Below are 12,013 nucleotides of genomic sequence, written 5' to 3' on the forward strand. Positions count from 1 at the left end.
CTTCGATTATTGTCGGAATTTTTGCTTATACTGTAGTGGTTTTAACGATGGATAAATTCTCAACTTTAGCCGGAGGATTTGCCCTAGCAATTTTGATGCTTCCCATCATTGTCAGAACCACAGATGAAGCATTACAACTCGTCCCTCAAGAGGTTCGTTGGGCTTCGGTTGGTGTCGGAGCATCGAGTTTTCATACTGTTTTACAGATCGTTATTCCGGCAGCTATTCCAGCTATTTTAACCGGAATTACTCTCGGTGTTGCTCGGGCGGCAGGGGAAACAGCACCTTTGTTATTCACCGTGATTTTTGCTCAAAGTTGGCCGGATAGAATTATCGATGAAACTGTTCCTTCAATGTCAGTTTTGATCTATAACTTTGCAACGGCTCCCTATGAAAATCAACAAGAAATTGCTTGGGCGGCTTCATTAATTTTGATTTTGTTAGTTCTGTTTGCGAGCATTTTGGCTCGATATTTTGGTCAGAAAGGAACTTATTAGGTTTTTAACTCATTCTTCACTTCAAACTCGGAGGTAAATTATGGATAATCGTCATTTTGAGATTCAAGACAATACTGAGAAAAATAGAAACAGACCGGAAAAAAATTCAATTGAAGTTCGAGACAATATGCAAACAATGAGACAGAATAATCACTCCTCAGAAAATCGTGACTCTCATGCGAGTCAAGACGACAATCATTCACAGAGAAACAGAGAACGTCACAACTCTAAAAACAATCGCTCCAATCAAAGCATAAAGACATTCAACAATAGTGTTTTTACAACTGAACAGTTAAGCGTCTATTACGGTGATACCTTAGCCTTAAGTAAGGTCAATATGGAAATTCCCCCTAAACAAGTCACTGCGTTAATTGGGCCGTCGGGTTGTGGGAAAAGTACCTTAATTCGTTGTTTTAATCGTCTCAATGATTTGATTGAGAGTTTTCATACTGAGGGTAAAGTTTTTTTCCATGATAAAAATCTTTATTCTAAGAAAGTTGATGCGGTTAAAGTGCGTCGAAAAATTGGTATGGTTTTCCAAAAACCAAATCCTTTTCCCAAGTCAATTTATGATAATATTGCCTATGGAGCCAGGATTAATAATTATTCGGGAGATATGGATGAGTTAGTTGAAAACTCCCTGAAAAAAGCAGCGCTATGGACTGAGGTGAAAGATAAACTGAAAGAAAACGGTTTATCCCTCTCTGGAGGTCAAAAACAACGTCTATGTATTGCTCGGGCGGTGGCGTTGAAGCCGGAAGTTATTTTAATGGATGAACCCTGCTCCTCTCTTGACCCGGTTTCGACTCAAAAGGTTGAAGATTTAATTCATGATCTCAAAGAAAGTTACACAGTTGTTATTGTTACTCACAATATGCAACAGGCGACCAGGGTTGCAGATTTAACTGCTTTCTTTAACGCTGAAGAAGGAGAGTCAGGAAATCGATTTGGGTATCTGGTTGAGTATGATGAAACTGATAAAATCTTTCAAGATCCCCAAGAGGAAGCGACCCAAAAATATGTGAGTGGTGACTTCGGATAAATCCCATTTTCAAGAATCTATTTTTGAGAAACAAAACTTTTATTGGGTAGGGGTGTAAGGCTTGCGCTCCTACATTTTATTTTAAAAGTTTATTGATTTATTTATCTCATTAGCAAGAGGTCAATTAAGCAAAATAATCGTTAATCTAGAAACAAATCTGATGATATTTGTCTAAACAAAGGAGAACTTAACCATGATTATGAATAATCAACAACCATCAGATCGAGATAGAGCAATTGATTCTGATGTTGATCCGGGTGTTGACCCTGCTGTTGAACTCGAACAACAGTTTAAATCAGAAAATCCGAAAGAGTCACAACCTAAGTCAGAAGAACGAACAACTGATCTCGGAAACCGTCAAATATTAATTGCTCACGAACAAGGTGGAGCTGTTGATGCTGATTTTTCCTAGTTTTGTTTAGTTAATTAAATAAAATAAATAGATCATAAAAAAATGAGGTTCTTATGAACCTCATTCTAAACACTAAACCTCAATAAATTTAGATTGTATTAATCAATTGCTTTCTTCGCTTTATCTTTAGCATTTTCAACAGCGTGTTGAGCTTGGGCTTCACCTTGCTTCATTTTACCTTGGGCTTTATCTTCAGGATCACCTGTGACTTTACCCATAGCTTCTTGAGCTTTACCTTCGACGTTTTTAGCTGTTGCTTTTGCTTTATCTTCAGTAGCCATAATTAAATATCTCCTAGTTTTTTCAAGACTTTTGAACAAATTTTTGTTCTCTATATTTATAAGATATCAAAAAATTAAGATTAAGCTATCCATCCGTAGATATAGATTGAGCAAATCATTATTTTGAAGTTTAATGCCCTTGAGATTGAATGAATATCTCTAAACCGACAACCATTTTCTCTATATATAGCGCTTCGCGCAGGGAACAGGGAACAGGGAACGGGGAACAGAAGAGAGAAATGCTTATAGTACAAGGCTTTGAGCAATTTATTACAATGGCGATCTGTCAATAGACCAGCGCGACTTGCTATATTTGCTAACTTAAACTTAAGTTTAATATCAAAAAATCTCCCGCTATTTTAGGTTGCTAAACTTAGCCAACCTTTCTTTAACGGGAGGGATAAAAAGCTCAGATTGATTAGGATAAAATCTATCGTCTAAATTAGATTACACCTGGGCCTTTTTTTCCATGCTTCTGAACTTCTTTTAATTCTTCAACCCGTTCTTCTTTTTGCTCTTCTTCTTGCTCTCGCAAGTCACCGGGTTCGTTAATATACATTTCAGGTTCAATTGCATAATTATTTGCTAACCCTTCTTGGTCAACCGTCTGGCCTTTAGTGGTGTTAGGCTGTCCTTCTTGCTCTTTGGCAAGCTTCTTATAATTAACACCCTCTCTGTCTTGACGAGCGCCTACTTCAGCAGGTTGAATCCCACGATCATAATGACCTGCATCGCCACCAGTTTTCTTATGAGTATCAGCCATAAAATCCTCCTTAATTAAAGAAATAAACTACAAATGAAAGCTAAATCATTAAAATGAGTTAATGAGTCATAGTATAATTTAGCTTGTTTTAAAATGCCTAAAATACTATGAATTTTAGTAATGAGTTAACCCAAGCCCGGATCATTCGACTTATCGACATTGGGAACAAAATCAGGACGCTCTTTATCTTCCCAACCCGCAGGACGCTTAGAGTTGTACCAAGCAATCGAACCAATAGAAACAGCTGCGATGAAGCCTACAGCTCCAACAGCGACAGCTGAAACTGGAAAATGAGGTGCAGCGTCTACACCAACTTCTAGAAGTAAATTCATATTTTTTATTTCCTCATAGTTTGTAACTACGCTAGGTTTAAATATAGGATAAATAACGAAGTTCAATCATCCCTCTTAGTGATGAGTTTATCAATAAGACACTATTTCTATGGGTAGAGAACCCCTAAGTTCTACTCTTTCTATTGATTTTAAATCAGTTCCATCTATTGATAGAAGACGGGACACTTTTCTACAGGATAGTATATGAATATCAACTTTAATAGAGCGAGGAAAAAATTATGGGTATTTTAGCTTGGTTAGCTTTAGGTTTAATTGCAGGTGCGTTGGCAAAACTCATCTATCCAGGTCATCAAGGTGGTGGTATTTTTGCCACAATGGGATTAGGAATTTTAGGTGCAGTTGTTGGTGGTTTCTTGGGTCAGCTTTTACTGGGAAGTAGCGGTGCCGCAGCCGCCTCAGCCGGAGCTTTTAGTATTCCTAGTATTATTTTTGCTGTCTTAGGTGCGATGCTTCTGATCTTCATCTGGGGATTAGTCGTAAGACACGCATAAACTTTACTAAATTAGAGAATTTAAACTAACCATTTGACATGAGTAGCTACTAAAAGATAGGTAAGACAGTAGAATGAGAATTAAGCAGAGCTGTAATCAGCTCTGTTTTTTAGGGTTGAATTGAAAATTGAAATTCATTCAGTTCTCTAGATATTCCTATTTTTTAAACTTTAAATCCCTTGCCTTTCTTTTTCTTTTTACTACTTTTAGCTTTTGACTGTACCTGAGCGACAGCTTCTTCAAACAACTGATGGAGATGTTGAGGAACACTGGCAATTTCTGGAAGTTTGGGTTTGAGAGGTTTATGATATTGTTTTAGAGTTTGATCTAAATCTTTTTCAAGGTTAAAATCGGGACGTTCTAATACCGCTTTTAAAAGTTTTTCAAGGGGCTGCGGATATTCTGCTTTCAGTTGTTGCCAAATAAAAGCATTAATCTCTTGATCTTCTAGATACTTGATCACCAGTTTGTCCGCATTAGGTTCGGCAACCGGATCTTCAGCTTCCAGTATTCTTACAAATTTAGAATAGGTTGGAACAAACATTTGACCCCAACGGGGATGAGAAAAAGCCATCACTTCTTCGGCTCGTTTGATCTCGTCCGGAAGTTCAACTTTTGGGGAAAACATAGGAGAAGAATCATTTGATAGCGCTGTTTCAACTGATTTTTCATCCGCACCAGTTTCAGTCGCTGAGGCTTTGACTTCACTTTCATCCACCCCGGCTTCTTGAATCATCTCTTTAATCGATTTTGAAGGATCAATCCCCGCCGCTTCTAATTGTTTTTTAGTTAATCTTTCTTGCAATTCAGCAATTTTTTTGTTAAGCTGATATCCAGGGAGTAAGATGCGATCGCTCCCCAAAAAGTTAACAAATTCTTGATGGTATTGAATCACAGAATCCCAAGCCTTTTCTAACAGTTCAGGTGCATCTCCATAGAGTTGATTGGGATAATTGTTCTTGAATTCCCCCACGACAACTGCTAGCTTGGGTTTTCCGAGATTTCCTTTCGGGATACAGGCTCCCGAAAACATCCAATTTCCATCATTTAAGGGAGCAAGACGAGTCAGTAAAATATCGCCCAGTTTCCATTTTTCGATCTCTGAGCGAGAAATTTCAGGACTCGGAAATACTGTATAATATTTAGCAGTCAACCAGTTCATTAACTTGAAACTTTTCGGCTGAATCTCTATAATTTCAAATAGACCCGTGAAGGTGTGTTGCCAATTTTTAATCAGATCGCGATCGCTGGCCGTTAACTCAGACTCCTGGGCGAGAAATAAATCAATCGGAGTCTGTTCTCCGACTTCCCCTCCATTCAAAAACATATCAACAACCAAGTTTTGCAGACGAATATCTTGACGATCTCGACTTCCATGAGTAGCGACATACTGTTCAAAGGCTACAGCTAAGTCTCCCTCTGCATCATAGACAAAATCAACTAACGCCTGCTTTAACTGGGCTGCTTGCTCTAACATCGTGTTTATAAGGCTTTTTTCTGCTCAAACTATAAGGATAACAGTTCAAGTCAATTATGGCTTCTCCTGAACGATAGAACTTTTAACTATTCCTTTGGGTAGAGTCTATTATTTTTTCCACTGAGATCGACTTCTAATCCAGGACTCAGCTTCAATTAAGGCTTTATTCTCCCTGGCTTAACAACCCGCCGATAATCCCAATTCCGAGCGTCAGAAGAACCAACGCCCAAATAATAAACTCAGGAATAGCAGATAAAATTCCTAACCCTCTCAACACCACAATAGTGGCGATAATAATCAGGGCAATTCCGACCGTAAATAGGACAATTTTTGTACCTGTTTTTGGAGAACGACTCATGGGAGATGTTTAAGTAAAATTTAGTAATCAGTGTTCCACAGACTTCGTTTATGATTATACAAGCTGTTGACTCCCCGAACCGCATCTAAATCAACTCCAAGTGAATAGAACGGTAAAGCCACCAAGATAAAGCACCAGAATTGAGAAAGTTTCAAAGCCAATATTTCCAATTCCAGACTTTTCGCGTCTAAGGAGTCCGAGCAGTAAAATTGCGGTCATTAATATCGTTAATGCAATCACAAAAACTTCCGACTGAGTAATGGCATTATAAATCGAACCGGGCCGATAAGCAAAATCCGAAAAAGATAATAACAAAACATCAAACGTGTTCCCGCCAATAATCGCACTAACTGCTAAAGTTAAAGCGCCTCGTTTCACCGCAGCAATAGAGGTCACTAATTCAGGTAAAGAAGTAGAAAGAGCAATAAACACCCCGCCGACGACTGTCTCTGAAAGTCCCGTTTGTTGAGACAGAGTTACCCCCGTTTTTGCCAATACATAACCCGCTCCAGCAATCACAATCGCTAACCATCCCAACATCAGCCACATCTTCGGAAGATTGTCAAGAGAATCCTGATCTTCTGAGTGTTCAGCCTCATCAATTAACGTTTCAGTGGTGAGGTGAGGTTTCCACATCGGAGCATCCCGCACTTGAGAGGTGAGACGCAAACCAAACAGATAACCCCCAATAATCACAAGTGAGGCAGGATGAATCCCCAATATTTCAACCTTTGGGGCAGCTATTGCTAATAAAGGAACAGCCAATAAAGCATTTAATAAAGCACCCTGAACGAGAGTCGGCAAAGAGGCAGCAGCGTGTTCTAAATTGGCTTTGCGATAGACAAAATCAGCGATCGCTAAAAAAGCAGTTTGAGCAGCAATTCCCCCTAAAGCATTGCTGACTGCAATTTGAGGATGGGCATCTGCGGCGGCGGTAATTGAAGTGATAATTCCGGCTAAAGAAGTAATTCCCCCCAACAATAACGCCCCGACAATGGCTTCACCTAAACCCGTTGCATCGGCAAGTTGATCGGCAATTTTCGAGAGTTTAGTTCCCCCAAGTCCAATAACCAGAGCAGCAAATAGAAACAGCAAAAAATTAATGACTAATGACTCGTTCATTGTTGATTGTCTTGAGTGTTAAAATTCTAAATTCTAAACTTTGGGAAACTGATCCACAGCCATGTAAACAACATCATCCAATGCACTATGATCATCTAAATTACTCGCCCGACTTGTGGTTCTTGTCGAGGCAATTGCATCCCACGTCCAGCCATCATTGCGGATTAACTCTAACAAAATACGTCGTCGGTGTTCGAGGTGTTGAGTCGCCTGTTGAAATTGGGAGTCGTTCACAGTCGGAATTCCCTCTAGGCGAACTAACTCCAAAACAGGTAAAGGAGGATTTTCATCGGTGGGGTTCAAATAGGCAGACTTCAGCGTGGCTAAAAACGCAGCACTCGCCCGACGAACTGATCGCAGTGCTGCGGGATCGGGTTGATGCGGTCGGGGAATGCCATATTGGAGTAAAGTTAAGGCATCATCGAGAGCAACTAAACTCAGCGTCATGGCGCGATAACGCTCAATACTGTGGAAATAGTGCAGAATCGGATAATTCAAATGATTTTCGCCGAGTTGAGTCAGCATCGCACTCAAAGCGATCAGATGTTGATCAAATTGTCCGAAGTTTTCACCATTCCAAGCCCGGATGAGAATTTCATCTGCGGTTCCCCCCAGTGAAGCAATATAAGTCGCATAAGAACGTTTTTGGCTAGCGGCCGAGACGATGGGAAGTAGATAAGCAAAAGTGAGTGTTACCAGAAAAAAGCCGTTAATTGAAGCGATCGCCGTCGCAATTTGCCAGGGTTCTCCTTGGGGTTGATAGCTTCCCTGTCCCAAAGTTGAGAGGGTATAACCGACAAAATACACTCTCTCCCAAAAACTAGCCGGGACTAAATTGGGGGATGTGATTACCGCGCCTTCACCCGAGACAAATAACAGAGTCCACCCTAACCAAGTTAAGGCAAACCACAACAATGTCATTAAAACCAATAGTGACATCCCGATCAACGCCAAAAACCGATGATTGGGAAAATGACGATGAATTTTTAATGCAATCATCCAGATTCTTGCTGAAAGTCGGCTTGTTATCGGGCCACCCCCACCCACCGTTAAAGTGGTGATTAAAACATCAAGCGTAACACCGATCAAAATAATTACACCTAAGACAGTCAGCCCAATTGACATGAATATTAACCCCTCTTTTCCACACCGTTATTTAATGTTATAGAGACGTGCCTGAACACATCTCTACCTTTAAAATGGGTCTAACTAAATAAACTCTAAACTCAGCTTAATCAACTCTCGATTAGGATTATGATCCGGTCGGTTCTACGATTTTTACCCGACTGATATCAACTGAATCTACTCCCAGAATTTCTTGGGCTAAGGGTTTAATGGTTTCGTATTGTCGTTGATCGGGTACGGTTCCGGCAATTGCAACTGCACCCTCTTCAGCTTGAATGGTGAGTTTACTTCCCTGAATATTTGCTTCTAATTTGGCACGAACTTCACTTTCGATATCAGAATCAGCCCGTTCTTGTTGATCGCCCAATAGATCGTTACGTTCTTCTCGCGCCCGAATATCGGAATTTAATTGCGCTTGACGTATATTTTTATCGGCATCTTCTCGTGTTTCTTCTACCAATTGAGGGTTTTCAACTTCACCGTCGATGGAAGTGGGAGCATCTGCACTGGTACGAGCAACATCACATCCAGCCGCCCCAAATAAAACAAGACTACCGATAATCAAAGATGTTAACTTTTTCATGGTTTTTTCCTCCATTTTTTTTCTTTATACAAAAACAAAAACTTGTGACGCTTTTAAGGGGTTTGATCTTGTTCGTCTCGGCGATCTATAATAATAATTTCTGGATCGTCAGATACCTTTTGACCTTCGATCTTTCGGGAATTATTTCTTTTGATATTCTCGGAATGATCGGAGAGAACTCGGGGTTGAGTTTCAATGGGTTCTCGTTCAATTCTTGGCATTTTACCGTTGGATTCAACAGCTTTTTCTGTTTCAACGCGGGGGGTTACCGTTTTTTTTTCTTTGCTTTCCATAATTTCGGGGCGTTCTTGGTGTACAACTTTTGGTTTCACTGACGATGCAGTGGTAGTCACTCTTTCTTGACGTTTTTGTTCGTATTCAACCGGATTTTCGGTCTCGACGCGAGGGGTTACAGTTTTTTTTTCTTCTCGTTCCATAATTTTGGGATGTTCTTCTTGGTGTACAACTTTTGGTTTCACTGACGATGCAGTGGTGGTAATTTTTTCTGGACGTTGTTTGTGTTCGATCACTTCCGGTTGGCGATCGTATTCAACCGGGTTTCTTGTCTCGACGCGAGGGGTGATAATCGTTCTTTCTCTTTCAATTTCGGGATGGTCTTGGTGTTCGATTTCCCCTTTCACTGGCGGAGTGCTGGTGACTATTTCTTGACGTTGTTTATGTTCAATTATTTCGGGTTGGCGACCGTCGTATTTAACCGGGTTTCTTGTCTCGACCCGAGGAGTGACAATTGTTCTTTCTTCTTTAATAACTTCAGGATGTTCTTCGCCTACAACTTTCGGTTTAACCTCTGGCGGAGTAATGATCGCTCTTTCTTCTTGATGTTCGAGGGTCGTCGGAGAAACTACATCATCCATTGTGGGTGTAACTTCGACTTGCAAAGCATCATAAACCTGCCATTGTTCAATTCCTTGATCGCGTAAAATATCTTCGGCTTGCTCGACGCTTCTTGGGGTTCCCGTCACCAATACAATATATTGACCTTGTGAAAGTCGATCGTTATAAACTTTCGCCTGATCTTCAGGAATTCCTAAACCAATTAAAGCCCCGATAATTCCCCCGGATGTGGCACCGATCGCCGTTCCCGCTAAAGTTGTCGCCAACGCTGTTGCTTCGGCACCGGCCAATAAAATCGGCCCAATTCCCGGAATGGCTGCGGCTCCCAAACCGACTAATAATCCGCCAATGATACCGAGCGTACCTCCGGCGACTGCCCCGGAAACTGCTCCTGTATCGGCGTGATTCCCTTGAGAATGGGTATAAACATCAACTTCCGCGTCTTTCGACTTTGGATCGGAGTCGGGCGCCATGACAGAAACTTGTTCAAGATTAAAACCCCGATCGCGTAATCGGTAAAGAGCTTGTTCTACTTGTCTTCGGGTTTTAAAGACTCCTATTCCTCGTTTATAATCTTGAGCTGCTCTTGTTGCCATATTTTTTACTCTCTCTTTTGTCAATTTCAATAACCCTTTCTTGAATATTTAGAAAGGTTAAGATAATTTTTATCTTTGTTTTCTTAAGTATCTTAATTTTTATCTATTTTTATCATCCATCCCCCGACATAGCTTATGAATCTCCCCGTGGGAGGATTGATTAAACTTGATTATTATCTATTGTAGTAAGTGTAGTTGACACAGAAACACAAAAATAAATTATGGCTTTAGTCAAAATTAGAGAATACTATCCTAACTATGTTGATGAGTTGTTTAAAGGAAACGACTTTAAAGGGTATACCGTTTATGCGGGAACCAGTAACGAAAAAATTGGTTCAGTTGATGACGCATTAGTTGATGAAGCGGGTCGTATCCGTTATTTTGTCCTAGACACAGGATTCTGGATTTTCGGGAAGAAGGTATTATTACCCGTCGGTCGCTCTCGGATTGATTTTAACGAACACAAGCTTTATGCTTTAGGTTTAACCACCAAAGACCAAGCAGAAGCTTTACCGAAGTATGATACCGATATGAAAGTTGATTACGACTATGAAGAACGGGTTCGCCAAAGTTATCGGACTCGTCAGCCTCAAGCCAGCTATAATCACAACAACTATCGCTACGAAAATGATACCGAGTTGTTTGATCTCAACGATCGCGATCATGGCGAATTTAAGCTCTATGAAGAACGCTTAATTGCAAATAAAGACCGTCATAAAGCGGGTGAAGTTGTTGTTGGGAAAGCGGTAGAAACAGAGAAAGCCAAGGCTTCTGTTCCAGTTGAAAAAGAACGAGTAATCGTCGAACGGACTACACCTGACGATGCAGGAAAACGGGTGACACCAGGTACTGCGAACTTCAAAGAAGGTGAAGTGGCTCGTATGGAAGTTTATGAAGAAACCGCAGATATTCATAAGGAAGCTTATGTTCGTGAAGAAGTGAATGTCCGCAAAGAAGTAGATCGCGATACCGTTACCGCAGAAGAAACCCTCCGTCGTGAAGAATTGCGGGTTAATAAAGATGGAGAATCTGTGGTTAAGCGATAAAATAACCAGGTTAATTAAAAGCCGTGAAAGTTAGCTTTAATTGGGTCTTAGGTGGTTTGTTGGGTCTTGGGTTTTTCCTAACACCGACCACCTAACACTTCTATTTAGCTACAATTCAATAAAAACTAAAATATTGAGCTGATTAATTTAAAATACAAGTGGAAGATGAAAACTCAAGATAATTATCAAACTGTTTATTCTCCTGAAAAATTATCAAATTCACAAGAGGTTCAGACTTATTCAGTTGTCGATGAACAGAGAAGATTGATTGGTCAAGTTGAACGAATTTTAAAAAATGATTCTAACCAAATTCAGATTCTTTTTTCGTTATCTGGACAATCCAAACCTGTGTTTAGAGTTCATCAAAATTCTATTGTTAAAGTTGATTTAGAAAATCATCAATTTGTGATCCGATTAACCGAAAAAATGCAAGAAAAATTGAATCAATATTCAGCCGATGGGAGTGAAAGTTTAACTGAAAAGAATAATATCCCATCCGTTGATGATTCAGACCATGAGGACAATGATGATTGTAGTCGAGATATAGATGAATCCTATCACGAATCTGTAGAAAGTGAAACAATTCGCCTCCTTGCTGAACGATTAGAGGTGAAACACGATCGCCATAAAATCGGTGAAGTTGTTGTTCGCAAACAAGTTGAAACTGAAATGGTTGAAGTTCCGGTGCGACGAGAAAAGTTAATCGTTGAAAAAGTGGGTTCATCGGATCAACCCTTAGCTGAAATTGATTTATCACAGGGAAAGGTCGAGGGAGTTGAACTCGAAACCCGTAAGAGTAAGTCAGATAAAATCACGGTTCAGGGTGAATTTGTTTCTTTGAAAGCAGCAGGTGATTTATTACAGACTCTAGCGATGGAAGACGCTCACGGATGTGCTAAAGTTCGGGTTGAATTGGTTCTCAATGATCCCCAATATCAGCAACAATATCAAGAGCTTTTTGATCGCTGTACTAATCCTTAGTGAATTGAGGCTTAGACTTATTATATTTTTT

At 40.1% G+C, this 12,013-nt stretch carries 15 protein-coding genes; 6 read left to right on the forward strand and 9 right to left on the reverse strand.

The window, feature by feature from the left end; all coding sequences use genetic code 11:
* The 3 genes from M595_RS04635 to M595_RS04645 form a co-directional block, all read left to right on the forward strand.
* A partial coding sequence (locus M595_RS04635; protein ID WP_023064907.1) for a PstA family ABC transporter permease occupies positions 1–497 on the forward strand: 497 nt, incomplete at its 5' end.
* A gap of 40 nt (positions 498–537) precedes the next feature.
* A complete protein-coding gene (gene pstB / locus M595_RS04640; RefSeq protein ID WP_023064943.1) occupies positions 538–1,539 on the forward strand; it encodes a phosphate ABC transporter ATP-binding protein PstB in 1,002 nt (333 codons plus the stop codon).
* Between the two features lie 199 nt (positions 1,540–1,738).
* A complete protein-coding gene (locus tag M595_RS04645; protein WP_152983533.1) occupies positions 1,739–1,951 on the forward strand; it encodes a hypothetical protein in 213 nt (70 codons plus the stop codon).
* Between the two features lie 98 nt (positions 1,952–2,049).
* On the opposite strand, the gene M595_RS04650 is transcribed toward M595_RS04645, so the two are convergent.
* From M595_RS04650 to psb35, 3 genes are all read right to left on the reverse strand, one after another.
* Positions 2,050–2,232, reverse strand: coding sequence for a CsbD family protein (locus tag M595_RS04650; RefSeq protein WP_023064931.1), 183 nt, complete (start codon positions 2,230–2,232; stop codon positions 2,050–2,052).
* 442 nt (positions 2,233–2,674) lie between these two features.
* Positions 2,675–2,995, reverse strand: a complete 321-nt coding sequence (locus M595_RS04655) for a hypothetical protein (RefSeq protein WP_023064985.1) — start codon at positions 2,993–2,995, stop codon at positions 2,675–2,677.
* Between the two features lie 125 nt (positions 2,996–3,120).
* On the reverse strand, positions 3,121–3,327 hold the full coding sequence (psb35, locus tag M595_RS04660) for a photosystem II assembly protein Psb35 (RefSeq protein ID WP_023064998.1): 207 nt from the start codon (positions 3,325–3,327) through the stop codon (positions 3,121–3,123).
* Between the two features lie 239 nt (positions 3,328–3,566).
* Here psb35 and M595_RS04665 point away from each other — a divergent pair, with 239 nt between their 5' ends.
* A complete protein-coding gene (locus tag M595_RS04665; protein WP_009786637.1) occupies positions 3,567–3,839 on the forward strand; it encodes a GlsB/YeaQ/YmgE family stress response membrane protein in 273 nt (90 codons plus the stop codon).
* Between the two features lie 163 nt (positions 3,840–4,002).
* Here M595_RS04665 and M595_RS04670 read toward each other — a convergent pair whose 3' ends face one another.
* The 6 genes from M595_RS04670 to M595_RS30490 all read right to left on the reverse strand — a co-directional run bounded on the left by M595_RS04670 (position 4,003) and on the right by M595_RS30490 (position 9,955).
* Positions 4,003–5,316, reverse strand: a complete 1,314-nt coding sequence (locus M595_RS04670) for a hypothetical protein (protein WP_023065004.1) — start codon at positions 5,314–5,316, stop codon at positions 4,003–4,005.
* Positions 5,317–5,479: 163 nt separating this feature from the next.
* Positions 5,480–5,674: a hypothetical protein gene (locus M595_RS04675; RefSeq protein ID WP_023064973.1), complete on the reverse strand. Its 195-nt coding sequence runs from the start codon at positions 5,672–5,674 to the stop codon at positions 5,480–5,482.
* Positions 5,675–5,764: 90 nt separating this feature from the next.
* A complete protein-coding gene (locus tag M595_RS04680) occupies positions 5,765–6,796 on the reverse strand; it encodes a sodium:calcium antiporter (RefSeq protein WP_023064932.1) in 1,032 nt (343 codons plus the stop codon).
* Between the two features lie 33 nt (positions 6,797–6,829).
* The gene (locus tag M595_RS04685) at positions 6,830–7,921 is read right to left on the reverse strand and encodes an ion channel (RefSeq protein WP_023064955.1); all 1,092 of its coding nucleotides are present in this window, start codon (positions 7,919–7,921) and stop codon (positions 6,830–6,832) included.
* A gap of 127 nt (positions 7,922–8,048) precedes the next feature.
* Positions 8,049–8,504, reverse strand: a complete 456-nt coding sequence (locus M595_RS04690) for a BON domain-containing protein (RefSeq protein WP_023064967.1) — start codon at positions 8,502–8,504, stop codon at positions 8,049–8,051.
* Between the two features lie 53 nt (positions 8,505–8,557).
* On the reverse strand, positions 8,558–9,955 hold the full coding sequence (locus tag M595_RS30490; protein WP_023064976.1) for a DUF1269 domain-containing protein: 1,398 nt from the start codon (positions 9,953–9,955) through the stop codon (positions 8,558–8,560).
* A gap of 221 nt (positions 9,956–10,176) precedes the next feature.
* Here M595_RS30490 and M595_RS04700 point away from each other — a divergent pair, with 221 nt between their 5' ends.
* Both M595_RS04700 and M595_RS04705 read left to right on the forward strand, forming a co-directional pair.
* Positions 10,177–11,001 carry a DUF2382 domain-containing protein gene (locus M595_RS04700; protein ID WP_023065018.1) on the forward strand — a complete coding sequence of 275 codons (825 nt, stop codon included), beginning with the start codon at positions 10,177–10,179 and terminating at the stop codon, positions 10,999–11,001.
* 165 nt (positions 11,002–11,166) lie between these two features.
* Positions 11,167–11,982 (forward strand): DUF2382 domain-containing protein, encoded by an 816-nt coding sequence (locus tag M595_RS04705; RefSeq protein ID WP_023064983.1) that lies wholly within the window; start codon positions 11,167–11,169, stop codon positions 11,980–11,982.
* The last annotated feature ends 31 nt before the right edge of the window (positions 11,983–12,013 follow it).

This window comes from Lyngbya aestuarii BL J (assembly GCF_000478195.2).
Classification (GTDB): Bacteria; Cyanobacteriota; Cyanobacteriia; order Cyanobacteriales; family Microcoleaceae; genus Capilliphycus; species Capilliphycus aestuarii.